This is a genomic window from Listeria aquatica FSL S10-1188, from assembly GCF_000525795.1.
GTDB lineage: Bacteria > Bacillota > Bacilli > Lactobacillales > Listeriaceae > Listeria > Listeria aquatica.
The window spans coordinates 85,233-102,791 of the sequence record NZ_AOCG01000006.1; the positions used below are offsets into that span (position 1 = coordinate 85,233).

Sequence of the window (17,559 nt, forward strand, 5' to 3'; positions counted from 1 at the left end):
CCAAACCGCTCCTTTTTTAGTTTGTTAAGCCTCTGCTTTTTTCTTTCCAACAATGATCCGGTGATCTAAGGTTATTTGATCCGAACCATTTTCTAAAAAGGCTTCTTTTTTCTCGACAGGAATTTGAAAGCCAAGTGGCGTCATCGCAAGTAAATCCATTTGTTCATCTTTTTGTAACGTTTTCTGTTTCGTTATTCGTTTTTCATAGACGACATCAAAATGCTCATAAAAACGGTTAGCAACAGCTTCATTCGAATAAGTTTGCCGTTCGTCTTGATAGAAAAACCGCCGCAGTTCCTGTAAATAATCCGCTTCTGGAATGACTTTGATTAAAAGTCCCTCCCTAGATAACAAGCGACTAAATTCATCATAGCTAGCTGGTGAAAGCATGTTTAAAATTACATCTACTCGGCCTGTTTGAAGCGGACAATTCGCAAGATCCGCCACTCCCCAAGTAATTCCCGAAAAATCACGTGCCGCTTGGCGAATCCCTTCTTTCGCAAGATCAAATCCAAAAGCCAAACTCACCTTTTTCCCCAGTTGCTCTGTTAAATAGGACAGGTGGCTCCCTTCTCCAGAACCTGCATCGAAAAGGACGAGCTCTTTTTTTTTCAAGAGCTTCAACCTGAGCTAAAACGGCTTCCATTGTTTCCTGAAAAAAGCCCGTCATAATGAAGCGTTTTCGTGCTTCAAAAAGAAGCTGATCGTATTTTGTTGGCTTTGCGGCATGACGGAGTAAAAACAAATAACCCGGTTTCGCCAAGTCAAAGCTGTGATTTTGACTGCAAACTAGACTTCGTGGTGCTCTGAACGTTACACCACTTGTACAAATAGGACAGCGCAGTAGAGCCGCTGATGTTTCAAGCAGCTCACTACTTTGTTCAAGCTTCGATTTCATGTTAAATGGCTCCCTCAGTTTTCCACTCGTTCATACGTATAAAAAGTAAACGGATAGCGATTTTTTTCATCTTCTTGTCCCTCAATTCGACTCACTTCCTGAAACTTCGACCAGTCAAGTTCTGGAAAAGCTGTATCCGCCTCAAAACTAGCTCCGATTTTTGTCACTAAAAGGCGGGATGCTTGGTCGCGAAATAGTCGGTAGATTTCTGCGCCACCACAAATAAAAACCTCTTCCGTTTCTGCAAGCTTCAAGACCTCTTTTTTATCATGGATTACTTCTGCATCAGGAAGACTTAAATTCTGATCACGCGAAAGCACGATATTACGGCGGTTAGGAAGCGCCCGTCCAAAAGATTCATACGTTTTTCGACCAATAACAATCGTATGCCCGGTTGTTTGTTTTTTGAAATAAGCAAGGTCCGCAGGTAAGTGCCATGGCATCGTATTATCTTTTCCGATGTTGCCTTGTTCATCTTGTGCCCAAATAAATGTAAGCATTTGTTTCCTCCTCCTTAAACTGAAATCGGTGCTTTAATGCCTGGATGTGGGTCATAACCTTCTAACGAAATATCCGCTACATCAAAGTCAAAAATCGAAGCAGGTTTCTCTGATAAAACGAGTTTTGGTAACGGACGAGGCTCGCGAGAAAGTTGAGTACGCACTTGGTCAAAGTGGTTGTTATAAAGATGAGCATCCCCCATCGTATGCACAAATTCACCAACCTCAAGTCCCGTTTCACGAGCAATGAGGTGCGTCAAAAGCGCGTAGCTTGCAATGTTAAACGGCACGCCAAGGAATATATCCGCACTCCGCTGATAAAGCTGACAAGAAAGCTTTCCATCCGCCACAAAAAATTGGAATAGCGTGTGGCAAGGCGGCAAGGCCATCGATGGCACATCTTCTGGATTCCAAGCCGAAACGATTAATCTTCGGGAATTGGGATTTGTCTTAATCATTTCAATCACATTAGCAAGCTGATCAATCGTTTCTCCAGTTGACGTTTTCCATTCACGCCATTGTTTCCCGTAGATGTTTCCAAGCTCGCCGTATTTTGCGGCAAAAGCTTCATCTGCAAGAATCTTCGCTTTAAAAGTTTCCATTTCTGCTTGATACACTTCGTTAAATGCTGGATCACGATTCGCACGCAATCCAAAGTCAGTCATATCCGGACCTTGATAATCAGGCGACTTCACGTAACGCTCAAACGCCCATTCGTTCCAAATATTATTATTATGTTCAAGCAAGTAACGAATATTGGTATCGCCATGTAAAAACCATAACAATTCGCTCACGACTAACCGAAAAGCCACTCGTTTAGTCGTTAAAATTGGAAACCCTTCTGCTAAATCAAAGCGCATTTGATAACCAAAAGCACTCCTAGTTCCAGTCCCTGTGCGGTCCCCTTTTTCCGTTCCATTTTCCATTACGAATCTAGCCAAATCGAGATATTGCTTCATCCCTCAACACTCCTTAATCTACAAATTGCGCCAAGTATTCCCAGCGTTCCATAAGTTCTGCAAGTCTAGCTTCTTTCTTCGTGATTTCCGCGCTGATTTCAGCTGCTTTTCCAAAGTCAGCTCCTGTTTGTTCCAGTTTTTCTTGGAGCGCTTGAACAAGTTCCTCCTGCTGAGTGATCGCTTCTTCGATCCCTTCCCACTCTAGCTTTTCTTTATACGTCAGCTTCACTTTTTCCTTTGTTTCCTGCTTTTGAACAGGTGCTATTTCTTTTTTTTGTCGTGAGCTTCGAACGCTCTTCTTGTTCACTTAAAAATGTGCTGTAATCCCCAAAATAAGTCTCAATGATGCCATTTCCTTTAAAAATCAATAATTTTCGAGCCATTTTATCAAGAAAATAGCGGTCATGGCTAACGGTTATCACCGTCCCATTGAAGCTTTCCAAATAATCCTCAAGCACCGTTAACGTCTCCGTATCAAGATCATTAGTTGGCTCATCAAGTAAAAGCACATTCGGTCGGGTCATTAAAATTTTAAGTAAAAACAGTCTTCGCTTCTCACCGCCCGATAAGGCGCTAATTTTCTTGCCGTGTGTCTCTGGTTTAAAAAGAAAGCGTTCAAGCATCGCACTTACGCTGAGTTTTTCGCCAGCAGCTGTTTCCACTTCACTACCAATTTCCTGCAAATACGTAATGATCCTCGCGTCATCATCAAGCTTTAAATTATGCTGTGTGTAGTAGCCAATCCGAACGGTTTGTCCGACTGTAACCGTTCCACTATCCGGCTTCAATTCTCCTGCAAACAAGTTTAATAACGTCGATTTACCTGTTCCATTTTGTCCAGTAATCCCGATTCGCTCACCAGGCTGAACAATCAATTGAAAATCGTGCAAGATCACCTTATCCGAAAAAGACTTGTTCACATGCTCTAAAATAAAAACATCTTTTCCAAGTCGGCTTGTATTAAAATCAAGCTCGAGCGTATCCGTATCCCTCTTTGTTTCCACGGTTTCTCTAAGCTCTTCAAAACGGTCTTTACGAGCTTTTTGCTTAGTTGAACGTGCCTTTGCCCCGCGCCTCATCCAAGCAAGCTCTCGCCTATAAAGGTTTTGATTTTTTTCCACTTCGCGAGCCGCATTTTCAAGTCGAATTGCTTTCGCTTCCATAAAGCTTTCATAGTTTCCAGCATAGCGATATAAATGACCATTATCAAGCTCAACAATATGATTTGTCACTTGATCAAGAAAATAGCGATCATGGGTGACTAGCAAAATCGCTCCCTTAAAGCGATTGAGATAATTCTCAAGCCAGCGAATTGACTGATAATCAAGATGGTTCGTTGGCTCATCTAAAATGAGTAAATCCGGAGTTTCAATCAATACTTGCGCCAACCCAACACGTTTTTTTTTGCCCTCCAGAAAGCTCCTTAATCATCTGTCCAAGATCTTTTAACACCTAGCTTTTCAAGAATCGTTTTCGCTTCCGTATTCATATCCCAAGCATGGAAAGCATCCATTTCCGCTTGTGCCGCTTGAAGTTTTTCATGCCAAAATGGATTTTCTGGGTCGCGCTCTAGCTCAAGAAGAACCGCTTCATAATGCCTATTTGCCTGTAAATTACGCGATTCCCCTTGGAAAACGGCTTCTAAAACCGTTGAATCATCGGGTAGCACCGGATCTTGCTTCAAAAATCCAATGGAATAATCCTTTGGTACAATTCGTTCACCTGAATCGCTTGACTCCTCTCCAGAAATCACCTTTAAAAAAGTCGACTTGCCAGTACCATTAATACCAATCAAGCCGATTCGTTCACCTTCTGTAATCGTCAAATCCACATTTTGAAACAGCATTTTTTTCGCCGTACGTTTTTGTTATCTGCATCAATTGCAATTGTTTCATTCGCTTATCATCCTTATCTTTAATCTCTTCCATTTTAGCTGAATTATCAAGTTATCGCAATTCCCAATTCTTAATTTGGCGAATCCTTTTTTAGGCAAAATAAAAAACCAAGCAAGGGCTTCTTTCCCCTTGCCTGGTTTCATTATATTTTAGAACAATCCTTGCGCATTACCAAATTCATCAACGTCCATATTAAGTGCCGCTGGTTTTTTTCGGAAGCCCAGGCATGGTCATTACATCACCTGTCAGCGCCACGATAAAGCCTGCGCCTAGTTTTGGAATAAATTCACGAATATGGACCGTGAAATCAGTTGGTCGTCCTAGTTTAGATGGATCATCTGAAAGCGAATATTGTGTTTTCGCCATACAAATCGGATAGCGATCCCAGCCATATTTCTTGAACTCCACAATTTGTTTTTGCGCTTTCGGCGATAGTTCAACGCCGCTTCCACCATAAATTTCCGTAACGATCGTTTCTAGTTTTTCTTCAATCGAGCTTGCATCGTCATAAAGTCGTTTGTAAGAAGCGCCACCTGTTTCCACCTCTTGACTAACTTTTCCTGCAAGATCGAGTCCACCTTCGCCGCCCTTTTCCCAAACCTCTGTAAGCGAGAACGGGATGTTTGCCTCATCGCACAGCGTTTCAAGTGCCTTCACTTCTGCCTCAGTATCCGTAATAAATTTGTTAATCGCTACAACAAACGGGATGCCAAATTTTTGCACGGATTCTGTATGTTTCTTAAGGTTCGCAAAGCCTGCTTTAAGCGCTTCAACATTTTCACCACTAAGTTCTGTTTTCGCTACACCGCCATGCATCTTAAGTGCACGAATCGTTGCGACAATAACAACGCAATCAGGCGCTTTTCCAAGTGCTGGAACTTTAATATCAAGGAACTTTTCGGCACCAAGATCTGCACCGAATCCAGCCTCAGTAACCACGTAGTCTCCCAGTTTTAGCGCTGTGCTCGTTGCTTGAATGCTGTTACACCCATGTGCAATGTTCGCGAATGGTCCCCCGTGAACAAGTGCAGGTGTATGCTCAAGTGTTTGAACTAAGTTAGGTTTAAGAGCATCTTTTAAAAGTAAAGTAAGCGCGCCTTCATACCCTAGCTCGCCCACTGTGATCGGTTCGCGTGCATAATTATAGCCAACCACAATTTCACTCAAGCGGTGCTTCAAGTCTTCTAGATCTGTCGCTAAGCAGATAATTGCCATGATTTCAGAAGCAACTGTGATATCAAAACCATCTTCACGCGGAATTCCTTGGATCGGTCCGCCAAGACCAACCACAACTTTTCGAAGTGCACGATCATTTAAATCCACAACGCGTTTCCATACAATTCGGCGTTGATCAATTTTCAAGTCATTGCCTTGTTGCATGTGATTGTCGATAAACGCTGAAAGAGCATTGTTAGCCGTCGTAATCGCATGGAAATCTCCTGTAAAATGCAAATTGATATCTTCCATCGGAACAACTTGGGCATAACCGCCTCCTGTTGCTCCTCCTTTAATTCCCATTGTTGGACCAAGCGAAGGTTCCCGTAATGCAATCACTGTTTTTTTGCCAAGTCGTTTCAAAGCATCGCCAAGACCTACTGTAACAGTTGATTTTCCTTCCCCTGCCGGAGTTGGGTTGATAGCGGTTACAAGTATGAGTTTTCCGTTTTCACGGTCCTTTAAAGAATGAATCGTTTCATAAGTAAGTTTTGCTTTTTTCTTACCATAGAGTTCAAGCGTGTCTTCACTCAAACCAATACTTTCTGCAACTTGTGTAATCGGATCTACTTCTGCAGCGAGTGCAATCTCGATGTCAGATTTTACTTCTTTCGCCATTCTTATTCCCCTCCATATGTAGCTTCAATTTGATATAGTACAAGCCTGCAAAATGTAAACACTTTCTTTTTTACGCACCGAAAAAATCGGCCAACAGGAAACCTGCTGTACGTAAAGATTGCGCTTTGTTTGGCTTACTTTGCAAAGCTGTGTCCCCTAAATTTTAAACGTCATCGTCTTCTTTATCTTCACTTTGACTCTTGTGAAGTTCTTCCAGACAATCTGGATGCTCTTTGAAAAACTGAAGCAAATCTCCTATCCGGTCAATTGAATTCCAGCTAAGGTGATGCTCAATTCCTTCAACATCTTCATAAACATGTTCTTCTCGCACTCCAATTGTTCTTAAGAACTCTTCCAAAAGAGCATGACGCTCTAGCAGGCGTTTCCCCGCTTTATTGCCCTTCGGCGTTAAAACAAGACCGCGGTATTTTTCATAAACGAGGTATTCGTCTTTGTCTAGTTTTTGAACCATTTTTGTGACGGAAGAGGGGTGAACGAAAAGTTCATCTGCAATATCTGATACCCTTGCGTAACCTTTGTTCAAAATAAGAGAATAAATCTTCTCTATGTAGTCTTCCATACTTGGTGTTGGCATAGCACTTACCCTCCAACCTTATTTCTTTCACATTCAAATTGTACTATATTCAAGAGCTTTTCACAAAGCTTTTACACTTCAACTTCCCTTTCTAACATTCATGACTAGGAAAAAATCCTGTTTCTTCAATCATTGTATCCAGAAATTTAGTTCTTTTTTACCTGTCGGGCTTGATAAACTTGTAAAAAGCCAAAAAAGAAAAACCTTTACAAGTCGGAACATTATATAATTTTCTCGCAATTCACTTGACTTATTTGGGTATATTGTTATATATTAGTACTATCGTATAAGACATTCTTGTATGACAGAAAGGCCTTTAATAAGGGGTCGGGATTTAGGAGGATTCATTTCAATGCAAAATGGGAAAGTAAAATGGTTCAATAACGAAAAAGGGTACGGTTTTATCGAAACTGACGGCGGCGAGGATATCTTCGTACACTTCACGGCTATCCAAGGCGAAGGTTACAAAACACTTGAAGAAGGCCAAGAAGTTTCTTTTGAAGTTGTTGAAGGAAATCGTGGACCACAGGCTGCTAACGTCGAAAAACTGTAAGAAAACTGCATTTAAATGTCGAGCTGGCTATTTGCCAGCTTTTTTATTTGTGCTATGCTATATGCTAGTAAAAAAAGTTATGGGAGGAGACATATGGATGTTTTTGTAGACGGTGCTAGTTCAGGAAATCCAGGGTTAAGCGGGGCTGGCATCGTACTTGTTGCAGATAATCTTCATGAGCAAAAAGCCATTTTTTTGGGTACGGTGACAAATCACGAAGCAGAATTTTTAGCGGTCAAGCGGGGTCTTGAACTGGCTTTAACATTCAAGCCTACACTTGTCCGGCTCTATTCAGATTCAAAAATTGTCGTATCAAGCATTGAAAAGCAATATGCGAAAAATTCCCTTTTCAGGCCCCATCTCGATGAAATTTTAAAACTATCCGAGCAAATCCCGTTATTTTTTATCAATTATCGTCATGTTAGCCAAAATAAGAAGGCAGATGAACTGGCGAGACAAGCCATTCAAAATGCTAAAAAAGGAAAAACGCCGAAGTAGCGAGCTCACATTCGGCGTTTTTTCTAGAAAAAATCTCTTTCCAATGTTCGAAGTCCATAAGCGTGAATAATATCTCCAGCAATACTCGCTGCGTCACGGTAAAGCATCCGGTCATAATCAAGCTCAAGCGGCACATCGGTGTGAATGCGCGCAAGCTTTCGGCTAAGCGCGAGCATCTCTTGATCTTCCAAAATCTTTTTTTTGTTGCCCCGGTTTTAGCATTTCAATATTTGCAAGCACACCTTCAATCGATTCAAATTCCTGAATAAGCTTTAAAGCTGTTTTCTCACCGATCCCTCGCACACCAGGGTATCCATCCGACGTGTCTCCCATCAGTGCTTTCACATCAATAAATTGTCGTGGCGTAACACCCATTTCCGCAAAAAAAGTTGCCTCGTCATAGCGTTTGTAATTGCCATATCCTTTTTGCATGATCCAAACATCATTTTGAACATCAATCAGCTGTAGTAAATCCTTATCACCACTTAAAACCGTTGTGCTTAAGTCTGGTGTTAGTTTGGATGTAATCGTTCCAATGCAATCATCTGCTTCGAAACCAGCCACGCCGAGATTCATAAAACCAAATGCATCCGCTACCTCTTTTGCTAAATCAAATTGCGGAATCATTTCTTCAGGTGGTGCTTTTCTTCCTGCCTTATAGCCATCAAACAATTCATTGCGAAACGTTTTACTTCCCATATCCCAGCAGATCACCGTGTGCGTGGGGTTGTTTTGTCTTACCGCCGCAAAAATGTGGCGCATCATACCCTGCACACCATTTGTTGGCATTCCCTTCTCATTGTACATAAACTGGTTCGTGACAGCGGTCGCGTAAAAAGCACGAAATAGCAAAGCCATGCCGTCGATCACAAGCAGATTTGGTTGTTTATTTTCCATGAACGTTTCCCCTTTGCTTCCATTTCTTTAATTTCATTTTAACATAAAAATAAATGGTTCTCCTTCAAATTCTCTTTCTTCTATCTAGAAACAGCCTTTTTGGCTCCAATAAAAATCCCACTCCCTTAAATTAGGAGCAGGATTTTAAAAGTTGTTTTATTTTACCAGCTTGCTTTTTTGACGCCGGGGATTTGTCCTTTATGGGCAAGTTCTCGGAAGCGAATCCGACTCATGCCAAATTTGCGCATGTAAGCATGCGGACGGCCTGTTAACTCACAGCGGTTATGCAGTCTTGTCGGGGAAGAGTCCCGTGGCAAGCGACGAAGTTCATCGTAACGCCCTGCTGCTTTTAATTCGCGGCGAAGTTCACTGTAATGCTCGACCATCGCTTTTTGCTTTTCGTATTTCGCTACTTTGGATTTTTTAGCCATATCAATCTCCTTTCTTCATTTTAAATAAATCGAAATGATTACGTTTTACATTTTACGCTTTTTGTCGTATTTGTCAAGTTCTCTGTTTGTAAAACAAACGCCTTTTCTCATATGCTATGCTTATTTCAATAATCCAATATTTGCGTCTCTTCAAATATCTGCTTTACATAATCATTCTGCTTAATCTCCATAAACATATCATTTTGCTTTCTTCCAAACCAATTTAGAATCATTGACATCAGCCGTTATTGTTAGTAAACCATCCTTAAATTCAGCAAATCTTTTTTGAGTTTCTCCTAACCAAGTTGGGTTCATACTCACTGACATTGTATGCAGAACTGTCACGGTATTGGTTTTTTCGTCAAAATCCGTAATTTTATAAGCACCAGCATACGCTAAATACCCATGAGCAGCCTCCGCCATTTCTTTTTCAGTTCCAGTATGCAAATCACCACTTTTATAAGACGGTCTCCCTTGTTTCATCATTTGTGCGGAGACATAACCATCTGGCGTATACATCAAAAATCCCGTTGGATGTTCACCTAGTGGATTACTTTTTTCTCCATTTACTTGATACTCATAGTCAACAAGTTCCCAAGTTCCTATCAAATACTCTGTTAATTTCATTTTAAGTCCCCCTGAATTTTTCGTTTATCCCATTGCTTTTTGCTAAGAACTATTTCATCATATGAGACACATTCATGGCGTATCTAGAGAAAGACTCGCTTGTTACGCTAGATCTTGTGCAACTAACTTTGACTAGTGATTGTTCATCACCTTTCCATCCTTCTTAGCTTCATATTAGTAGAAAGTCATGACACTTTGCTTCTCCGAGCCTTTTTCCAAAATAATGGTCTTGTATCCATTATAACATCTTTGAATTTTTAATGAAAATTTATTAAGTGAGCAGAAATGTACAAAAAAATAAAAAAAGTGAATTAGGAAACTAGAAAATCAAAATATTTATTTGGATAGATCTCATCCTTTAAAGAGTAATGCCACCATTCTTGTTTCAATGATTCAAATCCAAATTTATCCATTAAAATAGGCGTATCACTAATTTTTCTAATTTCTCGTAGTAATTCATGACCGGTCATTCCTGGCAACATGATATCCAAAATGACCAGTTGATAACTATTTTCATAAAATAATTCAAAGCCTTCTATATCCATTATCACAAGTATCATATCACCATTTATTACTTCATTTCTGGTGTACATCCATCTGTTCTCGAAAAAATATCTAAATCTTACAGAACTTGGTTTTTTAATGTGTATCGAATAAATATCATATTGAAATGATGGTTGAATTTTCCATCACTGACCAAATTCCTATGAATTTACTTTCGAAATAGCCTTCATTGATAATGGATAAATTCCCCTAAAAAGAAATCTATCTGAAATGATGGTCTTTTTTCTATACAGTTCTTCCCAAAAAGAGTCTTTCGTCAGACAGAAAAAAAGACTGTAAACAAAGTTTCTTACTACTTCGTTTACAGTCTGTGACTCCTAATTTAATCATTTACAGATGACTCGTGTCCACTTAAGAGAGTATGTGTCATTTATTTACTTTCACTTTGGAGTTCTGTTTGCTCCACTTCTTTGGGTTTACGGTGCGGAATCATATTGAAAATAATATTTAATAAAATAGCTGTAAAACTGCCCGCTACAATCCCGTTGCTCGTAAAGAGTTGAACAAACGATGGGAAGTTTTGGAATAAATCAGGGACAACTGTGACGCCAAGTCCCACCCCAACTGAGCAAGCGATAATCAGCAAGTTTTCTTGTGAGGTGAAATTCACTTTACCAAGCATTTTAATCCCTTGTGCCACAACCATACCAAACATGGCCACCATTGCGCCACCTAGAACAGGCGTTGGAATAATCGTTGTAATTGCTCCAATTTTAGGAACTAGTCCTAAAACAATCAGAAATCCAGCTGTCACATAAATCACTTTTCTCGTTTTAATGCCTGAAAGTTGTACCAATCCGACATTTTGCGAGTAGCCAGTATAAGGGAACGTATTAAAAATCCCTCCTAGAATAATCGCAAGTCCTTCAGCCCGGTAGCCTCTTGCCAAATCTTTTTTACTGAGCGAGCGACCTACAATATCAGATAAGGCAAAATAAACGCCCGTTGATTCGACCATGCTAACAAGTGAAATCAAAATCATCGTAATAATAGCTGGCCATTCAAAAGAAGGTGCTCCAAAATAAAAAGGTTGCGGTAAATGGAACCAGTCTGCTTGTGAAACAGGGGCAAAATTAATGCCTCGTAAAATGATCGCGACAATAGATCCTCCGATTAAGCCAATCAAAACGGCAATGGCTTTTGAAAAGCCGCGACCGAACCTGTACACTAAAATGATCAAAAAAAGCGTAAAAAAGCCAAGGCCAATATTATAAAAGGAGCCGAAATCTTTTGCTCCTTCACCACCAGCTAGATTATTGATGGCAACGGGAATGAGTGTAAGACCGATAACCGTTACAACTGAACCCGTCACAACCGGCGGGAAAAATTTAACCACTTTTGAAAAAAATGGTGCGATCAAAAGAACAAAAAAGTCCCGATGCGATAATCGAACCGTAGATGGCACCAATCCCCATATCTTGCCCAATTAAAATAATTGGAGCAATGGCTTGTACCGCACAACCCAGCACAACCGGAAGACCGATTCCGAAAAAGCGATTCATCGACAGTTGAAGTAGCGTTGCGATCCCGCACATAAAAATATCGATCGAAACGAGATACGTCATTTGTTCCCCGTTAAACCCTAACGCACCGCCAATTAAAAGTGGTACAATAACAGCCCCTGCATACATGGCAAGAACATGCTGAAAGCCTAAAGCAGCCAGTCTTCCCTTACTAAGCATTCCTAATCCTCCCTAACAAATTGAATAGTCTCATTTTCAAGCGAAGCAATCCGTGCAAGTGAGTAAACTTCTACTCCTGTTTCTTGAAGTAATTTTCTTCCTTGTTGAAACGACTTTTCAATCACAATGCCAATTCCAGCAACTGCAGCATTTGCCTCTCGAGCAATCTCTAACAGCCCGAGTGCGGCTTGACCATTTGCCAGAAAATCATCAATGATTAAAATCGTATCTTCCGAGGTTAAAAATGACTTGGAAATCGAAATATCACTAGTTTCTTGCTTCGTATAGGAATACACACTTGCTGAATAAAGATTGTCTTTTAGCGTGACAGACTTTTTCTTTCGAGCAAAAACGACCGGGACACCGAGTGCGAGCCCTGCGAAAACAGCTGGAGCGATCCCTGAGGATTCAATCGTAACAATTTTTGTAATTCCCTCTTGAGCAAAATGTTCGGCAAATTCTTTTCCTAACTTTTGCATTAACGCTGGGTCGATCTGATGATTTAAAAATGCATCCACTTTTAGCACATTTCCGGGAAGAACCGTCCCCTTTTTTTTGTATCGCCTCTTCTAGTAATTTCACACTCCATGCTCCTTTCCAAATAAAAAAACTTATCCCTAAACAGCTTGAGGGATAAGTCAAATAAACTAGCATCGCCAGTTCAGTGCAAATCACTCATAGTCCGGTCATTTACGGTGCCCGGGTAGAAACTTATTGTCCATATCACAAAGATTATATAAGTGCGTATTTTTATTCACTTGAAGTCTTTTCATTATAACGCCGTAAAGCGACGCGGGTCAACCTCTTTTTTAGTTTTTCAACTTGTAAACGAATTCATAGCGCTTGTTTAAAAGTGTAATCAAATAATCTGGGTTCAAGCCTTCTCCCGTTGTATCTTTCAAAATTTCGAGCGGCTTTTTAAGTTTGCCATATTGATGAATGTGCGCTGTTAGCCACTCCTGAATCTCTGAATAGTCTTCGCTTGCAACAATCGCTTCCACGTCTTTCAAGTCCTTTTGCATCGCATCAAAAAACTGTGCCGCATACATCAAGCCAAGGGCGTAAGATGGGAAGTACCCAAAGTCCCCGCCAGCCCAGTGAATATCTTGCAAAACGCCTTCACTACTTTTTTCTGGTCGAATCCCCAAATAAGCCTCATATTTATCATTCCAAGCGGCTTCAAGATCCTTCACTTCAAGTTCTCCATTTATGAGCGCTTTTTCAAGTTCATAACGAATCATAATGTGAAGAGGATACGTTAAAATATCCGCTTCAATTCGGACAAGTGAACTTTCCGAAATATTTAATGCCCGATAAAATGTTTCTAGTGGGACTTTACCAAATGCAGGTTCTTGCTTGACTAAATCTGGATAGTTGCTCTTCCAAAACGCAAAGCTCGACCCCAAAATAATTTCATAGAAGAGCGACTGCGATTCGTGGATGCCCATCGAAGCTCCCTCTTTCAGCGGCGTTCCAATGAGATTTCTCCCGATATTTTGCTCATAAATCGCATGTCCACCTTCATGGATGATTCCAAAAACTGCCATTTTAAAATTGGCTTCATCATAGCGCGTTGTGATCCGTACGTCGCCAAGATTGAGCCCGATTGCAAACGGATGGACCGTTGTATCAAGTCTTCCTGCTTCAAAGTCAAAACCCATTTTGGCTAGAATCGCTTCGCTGAATGCCCGTTGCTTTTCTTCACTCATCGGAACAGCTAGCCCACTCGCATCCGGAAGAGTACCTTCCTTAGCCATTTTGTCACGTAGTTCCATGATCGCAATCCGAAGTTTTCCGAAGACTTCATCCAGGATTTCAACCGTCATTCCAGGTTCATATTGATCAAGCAAAGTGTCATACTTGTTATCCTTGTAGCCCCAATATTCCACAAATTTCCGCTTAAACGCAACAATCTCCGTTAAATACGGTTCAAATTTAGCAAAGTTATCTTCCCCTCTTGCCTCCGCCCAGACATTTTCGGCATCTGCGACAAGCTTCGAATACGCCTGAAACTCTTCTTGTGGGATTTTCTTGTTCAGCTCATATACGCGACTCGATTCTTCAAGGGATTTTCTCGTCACTTCATCAAGTTCATCTTTATGTGGGGCAAGCGCTGCAATAAAAGCCGCCATTTCTTCTGAAACTTCCATCTCGAAGATTTGCCCAGCGAGAACGCCAATCACCTCAGAACGACCTTCTGCACCTTTTTTAGGAATCTTTGTGCGAATATCCCAGTAAACCAAATTAAGGGCTTCCGAAAGCGCCGACTTTTTCTTCAAAAAAGCTAAAAAATCACGTTCCAACTCTGCTACTGTTTCCATTTTTGTCACTCCTTCACGCGTGGTTTTCGTGGTCCCCAGTACTGATACAGATCGGTTCGAAGGTACCCATTATAAAGCTTGCGTTTCTTCGTTGCCTTCTTCCCGTAAACCTCTTCAAAAGCCTCATAACTCGTGATAACATAAATCGACCAAGTTGGGAGTTTCGCGTATGTCTCGCCCATTTCGCGGTAAAGCTCGCGGATGCTCGCTTCGTCTTCAAGTCGCTCCCCGTAAGGAGGATTTGCAACCACAACCCCGTATTCCTTTTCCGTCGTAAAATCACTCACTTGCATTTGTTTAAAAGAGATCAAATCCCCTAGGCCCGCTTCGCTGGCGTTTTGTTTGGCGCGCTCCACCATTTTGTGATCAATATCTGCCCCAAGAATATCCAGAGGCTGGTCATAGTTCGCCAAGCTTTCGGCTTCTTCCCGAGCCTCCTTAAAAATCTTCTCAGGCATCCAGTCCCACTTTTCAGACGCAAAGCTACGATTGAACCCTGGCGCGATATTTTGACCAATCAGAGCCGCTTCAATTGGAATCGTTCCCGATCCACAAACCGGATCATAAAACGGCCGATCTGGATGCCAGCTCGTAAGTAAGACAAGTGCAGCGGCCATTGTTTCTTTAAGCGGTGCATCCCCTTGTGTTGTTCGGTAGCCACGTTTATGGAGCCCTTCTCCACTTGTATCAATTGTGATCGTTACTGTATCTTTTAAAAGAGCCACTTCAATTTTAAATAGAGCTCCGGTTTCAAGTAGTCGACCACTTCTACGATACTTTTCTTGCAACCGGCTTACAATCGCCTTTTTTGTGATTGCTTGACAATCCGGCACGCTAAATAAAGTGGATTTAACAGATTTCCCAGAAACAGGAAAAACCGCATCTAATGGTAAAAAAATTCTCCCAAGGCAAAGCTTTTGTTTTTTCAAATAATTCATCAAAAGTAGTAGCTTTAAATTCGCCTACTACAATCTTCACACGGTCTGCAGTTCGGAGCCAAAGATTCGAGCGTGCGATCGCCAGTTTATCTCCTTTAAAGAACACCTTTCCATTTTCGACTTGCGGCGTGTAGCCAAGCCGTTTTATTTCTTTACCAACAATCGCTTCAAGACCTGATGCCGCAGTTGCTAAGAGTTGAAATTCCGACACGTCCGTTCCTCCTTTTTTTATCAAGAAAAAAGCTGTTTCAAAAAAAGTGAATGCGTTTTTCGCGCCGTGGCTTTCGCCGTTTTGCCACTCCTTTGAAACAGCTTCATTTTAAAATTTATCCTGCCATTAACGTTCTATAAGCCATGTTCTGTCCTCTGCGGATCTGCAGGCCAACCGCAAAGGGATAATCATCTATCTGCACCGGCAAAATTGCCGTGCCTCTTCCCTTGTTCAAATTCCTTGGGAAAAGTGCCCCTACCATAGTTTGAGTTTCTCGCTCGTGGGGTTTACCTCGTTCCACTTCTTTTATTTCTAAAAGAACTTCGTCACTGTGGCACTTTCAAGGATATAAGGCCATATCCGAAGACTTAGGCCATTCACCTGCCGTCAAACCGCATCCGCGGAATGCCCTGGCTTATTGTTTCACCAGGCACGATCACTACGAGCATCTCAGCTCGTGCGAGCATGGACTTTCCTCTGCTAATAAAGCAGCGATTATCCGAACGTTAACAGAAAAGAGCGCCAGGCCAAGAAGCTTGACGCCCTTTAAGATACTATCACAATTACTCCTTATCGTCCAGCTTATTTCCAAAAACATGTTTTTCTAAATTACTCAACCGTTTTAAAATATCAAAATTTGTTGTTCCAGCCGGCTGAACTGGAGTTTCATAAGTACTGCTTGGTGCAGCGGCAGGTTCACGTCTTGCAGAACCACCAGCATCTAGTTCTTGAACCAAGCGAATGTTTTCAGCTTGTAAAGCTTCAATTTCTTGTGTAAAAGTTCCGTAATCCTTGATGACTAAATCGAGAAACTCATCGACATCCTCAGGACTATAGCCACGGAGACCTGTTTTAAATTCTTTTTCTAAAATTTCCTTCGCCGTTAAGTTATATTCAAATTGCTCTTGAGCCATAATACTCCACCTCTATCTTTTCTTTACGTCATATATGGATAATATACTCTTATTTTTCCAAATCTAAACACATTTGTCAATGTAAACCCTCTTTTTTTTAAAAAAACCTTTAGAAATCAGTTTCAGTTTCGTAAACCATTTCTTGTAGCTCATAAAAGTCAATTAATTCAAGCTGATAATTGTCCGATTTCGCTTCTTGCAACGCGCGTTCGTAAAAAAAGCGTGGTGAACCTTCCTTCTCAAGGTCATAAAGTAAAAGCGCCCCGTCCGTGTGGTCAATTAAAAATCGGTCTCGTAGTTCAAACTGCCCCGGGTTTTCATAAGGGCGTTCTGTGATATAAGCGTGATAATCGGCGCCGCTCATGACTTCTTCTTGCCAAAGCTGATTCGCTTCATTCCAATTTTCGGCTTGCCCTGTGAATGGTTCAAGAATTGCTAATTTAATAGGAAAAGATTTTTCTTTAAGAGCCAAAACCACTTCCCCTGCCCAAAGCTCTGTTCCCAGCTGTCCAGAGATAATCACCCATTCGAGCCCATCTTCCAGATACATCGCTAATTTCTTTTCCAGTGCTAACCGAATATACTTACTTTCCGGGGCATCACGTTTAAAAATACCCAGTTCAAAGTTTTTATAGCCTGTTAAAACAACTGATTTCAATCTGCTTCCTCCAAACTGCGGTAAACGCGTTCGAGTGTGTATTTAGAAGATTCGTAGTGATCGTGGAAATGCTTATAAAAGGATTTGCCATTAAAAGCATTTACCGCTGTCATTTGAATATTGTCACAGCACTGTCTAAGCTGCATTTCTGTTAAATAGTGTGGGTGCACTTCATTTACCCAGGGAATCGCTTCTTGTAAAAAGGTATCTGCGAGTTCTTTTGCGTCATCTACAAAAGGCTTCATATCTTGATAAAAGTCAAATTCTGCTTGATTTTCACGATTTGCTAGATACTTCTGCCAATTTTTTTTCATTTTGTTCTTGCAACCGTTCCGTTTTTTGTTTTAATTCTTTCATTTCTCTGCGTTCCTTTCATACCTTCTTTTGTTAGCATATCATACTGCCCCAAAAAAACGATAAGAACATGCTTGTTTTAAAGCCACCAAAAAACAGGCCGAAAGTTTCTCCAAAAACGAATCCTTATGAAAATTTTTCTCAACGAGTTAATCGTTCATGGTTCCCCCCCCTCTAACACCGCAAAACGAGCTTTTAGGAGGATGATTGTCTCCATTTTTTCAGATGGTT

General features: G+C 41.1%; 12 protein-coding genes, 1 other RNA gene, 9 pseudogenes and 1 riboswitch. Of the genes and pseudogenes, 2 read left to right on the forward strand and 20 right to left on the reverse strand.

Annotated features, from left to right (window positions below; genetic code table 11):
• Positions 1 to 24 precede the first annotated feature (24 nt).
• From MAQA_RS16355 to mntR, 7 genes and pseudogenes are all read right to left on the reverse strand, one after another.
• A complete protein-coding gene (locus tag MAQA_RS16355; protein WP_338151612.1) occupies positions 25 to 528 on the reverse strand; it encodes a class I SAM-dependent methyltransferase in 504 nt (167 codons plus the stop codon).
• The gene (locus tag MAQA_RS16360) at positions 506 to 898 is read right to left on the reverse strand and encodes a putative RNA methyltransferase (RefSeq protein WP_338151613.1); all 393 of its coding nucleotides are present in this window, start codon (positions 896 to 898) and stop codon (positions 506 to 508) included. The genes MAQA_RS16355 and MAQA_RS16360 overlap by 23 nt, the downstream gene beginning before the upstream one ends.
• Positions 899 to 912: 14 nt before the next feature.
• On the reverse strand, positions 913 to 1,398 hold the full coding sequence (locus MAQA_RS04375) for a dihydrofolate reductase (RefSeq protein WP_036071745.1): 486 nt from the start codon (positions 1,396 to 1,398) through the stop codon (positions 913 to 915).
• A gap of 14 nt (positions 1,399 to 1,412) precedes the next feature.
• Positions 1,413 to 2,357: a thymidylate synthase gene (locus MAQA_RS04380; protein ID WP_036071747.1), complete on the reverse strand. Its 945-nt coding sequence runs from the start codon at positions 2,355 to 2,357 to the stop codon at positions 1,413 to 1,415.
• A 13-nt stretch (positions 2,358 to 2,370) separates the two neighbouring features.
• A pseudogene (locus tag MAQA_RS15310) lies at positions 2,371 to 4,252 on the reverse strand (ABC-F family ATP-binding cassette domain-containing protein).
• Positions 4,253 to 4,401: 149 nt separating this feature from the next.
• Positions 4,402 to 6,085: pseudogene (locus MAQA_RS04390) on the reverse strand (formate--tetrahydrofolate ligase).
• A gap of 163 nt (positions 6,086 to 6,248) precedes the next feature.
• Positions 6,249 to 6,680, reverse strand: coding sequence for a transcriptional regulator MntR (mntR, locus tag MAQA_RS04395; RefSeq protein WP_036071749.1), 432 nt, complete (start codon positions 6,678 to 6,680; stop codon positions 6,249 to 6,251).
• Positions 6,681 to 7,032: 352 nt separating this feature from the next.
• Here mntR and cspD point away from each other — a divergent pair, with 352 nt between their 5' ends.
• Both cspD and MAQA_RS04405 read left to right on the forward strand, forming a co-directional pair.
• Positions 7,033 to 7,233 (forward strand): cold-shock protein CspD, encoded by a 201-nt coding sequence (gene cspD, locus MAQA_RS04400; RefSeq protein ID WP_036071751.1) that lies wholly within the window; start codon positions 7,033 to 7,035, stop codon positions 7,231 to 7,233.
• 93 nt (positions 7,234 to 7,326) lie between these two features.
• Positions 7,327 to 7,731 carry a ribonuclease HI family protein gene (locus tag MAQA_RS04405; protein ID WP_036071753.1) on the forward strand — a complete coding sequence of 135 codons (405 nt, stop codon included), beginning with the start codon at positions 7,327 to 7,329 and terminating at the stop codon, positions 7,729 to 7,731.
• A 23-nt stretch (positions 7,732 to 7,754) separates the two neighbouring features.
• Here MAQA_RS04405 and MAQA_RS04410 read toward each other — a convergent pair.
• The 13 genes and pseudogenes from MAQA_RS04410 to MAQA_RS04465 form a co-directional block, all read right to left on the reverse strand.
• Positions 7,755 to 8,628 (reverse strand): annotated as a pseudogene (locus MAQA_RS04410) (5'-3' exonuclease).
• A gap of 161 nt (positions 8,629 to 8,789) precedes the next feature.
• Entirely contained in the window at positions 8,790 to 9,059 is a 270-nt protein-coding gene (gene rpsN, locus MAQA_RS04415) for a 30S ribosomal protein S14 (protein ID WP_036071754.1), read from the reverse strand.
• Positions 9,060 to 9,257: 198 nt separating this feature from the next.
• Positions 9,258 to 9,686, reverse strand: coding sequence for a lipocalin-like domain-containing protein (locus MAQA_RS04420; protein WP_036071755.1), 429 nt, complete (start codon positions 9,684 to 9,686; stop codon positions 9,258 to 9,260).
• A 311-nt stretch (positions 9,687 to 9,997) separates the two neighbouring features.
• Positions 9,998 to 10,102, reverse strand: a pseudogene (locus MAQA_RS15315) (M15 family metallopeptidase); the annotation flags it as partial.
• Positions 10,097 to 10,279 (reverse strand): annotated as a pseudogene (locus tag MAQA_RS16570) (response regulator); the annotation flags it as partial. The pseudogenes MAQA_RS15315 and MAQA_RS16570, both read right to left, overlap by 6 nt.
• A 341-nt stretch (positions 10,280 to 10,620) precedes the next feature.
• Positions 10,621 to 11,932 (reverse strand): annotated as a pseudogene (locus MAQA_RS04430) (nucleobase:cation symporter-2 family protein).
• Positions 11,933 to 11,934: 2 nt separating this feature from the next.
• A pseudogene (locus MAQA_RS04435) lies at positions 11,935 to 12,514 on the reverse strand (xanthine phosphoribosyltransferase).
• A gap of 76 nt (positions 12,515 to 12,590) precedes the next feature.
• Positions 12,591 to 12,692, reverse strand: a riboswitch (purine riboswitch).
• 49 nt (positions 12,693 to 12,741) lie between these two features.
• The gene (locus tag MAQA_RS04440; protein ID WP_036071759.1) at positions 12,742 to 14,253 is read right to left on the reverse strand and encodes a carboxypeptidase M32; all 1,512 of its coding nucleotides are present in this window, start codon (positions 14,251 to 14,253) and stop codon (positions 12,742 to 12,744) included.
• Between the two features lie 5 nt (positions 14,254 to 14,258).
• Positions 14,259 to 15,402: pseudogene (locus MAQA_RS04445) on the reverse strand (THUMP domain-containing class I SAM-dependent RNA methyltransferase).
• A 132-nt stretch (positions 15,403 to 15,534) separates the two neighbouring features.
• An RNA gene (gene rnpB / locus MAQA_RS14105) (RNase P RNA component class B) lies at positions 15,535 to 15,909 on the reverse strand.
• A gap of 56 nt (positions 15,910 to 15,965) precedes the next feature.
• Entirely contained in the window at positions 15,966 to 16,316 is a 351-nt protein-coding gene (gene gpsB / locus MAQA_RS04455) for a cell division regulator GpsB (protein WP_036071765.1), read from the reverse strand.
• Between the two features lie 109 nt (positions 16,317 to 16,425).
• Positions 16,426 to 16,974 (reverse strand): SLOG family protein, encoded by a 549-nt coding sequence (locus MAQA_RS04460; protein WP_036071767.1) that lies wholly within the window; start codon positions 16,972 to 16,974, stop codon positions 16,426 to 16,428.
• Positions 16,971 to 17,331 (reverse strand): annotated as a pseudogene (locus tag MAQA_RS04465) (YppE family protein). Before MAQA_RS04465 ends, MAQA_RS04460 begins: the two are co-directional and overlap by 4 nt.
• Positions 17,332 to 17,559 lie beyond the last annotated feature (228 nt).

What these genes read in the sequence shown, in the direction of transcription:
- mntR (WP_036071749.1), bottom strand. Translation starts at nt 6,680, where the DNA reads ATGCCAACACCAAGTATGGAAGACTACATAGAGAAGATTTATTCTCTT.
- MAQA_RS16360 (WP_338151613.1), bottom strand. Translation starts at nt 898, where the DNA reads ATGAAATCGAAGCTTGAACAAAGTAGTGAGCTGCTTGAAACATCAGCG.
- cspD (WP_036071751.1), top strand. Translation starts at nt 7,033, where the DNA reads ATGCAAAATGGGAAAGTAAAATGGTTCAATAACGAAAAAGGGTACGGT.
- gpsB (WP_036071765.1), bottom strand. Translation starts at nt 16,316, where the DNA reads ATGGCTCAAGAGCAATTTGAATATAACTTAACGGCGAAGGAAATTTTA.
- MAQA_RS04440 (WP_036071759.1), bottom strand. Translation starts at nt 14,253, where the DNA reads ATGGAAACAGTAGCAGAGTTGGAACGTGATTTTTTAGCTTTTTTGAAG.
- MAQA_RS04405 (WP_036071753.1), top strand. Translation starts at nt 7,327, where the DNA reads ATGGATGTTTTTGTAGACGGTGCTAGTTCAGGAAATCCAGGGTTAAGC.
- rpsN (WP_036071754.1), bottom strand. Translation starts at nt 9,059, where the DNA reads ATGGCTAAAAAATCCAAAGTAGCGAAATACGAAAAGCAAAAAGCGATG.
- MAQA_RS04375 (WP_036071745.1), bottom strand. Translation starts at nt 1,398, where the DNA reads ATGCTTACATTTATTTGGGCACAAGATGAACAAGGCAACATCGGAAAA.
- MAQA_RS04420 (WP_036071755.1), bottom strand. Translation starts at nt 9,686, where the DNA reads ATGAAATTAACAGAGTATTTGATAGGAACTTGGGAACTTGTTGACTAT.
- MAQA_RS04380 (WP_036071747.1), bottom strand. Translation starts at nt 2,357, where the DNA reads ATGAAGCAATATCTCGATTTGGCTAGATTCGTAATGGAAAATGGAACG.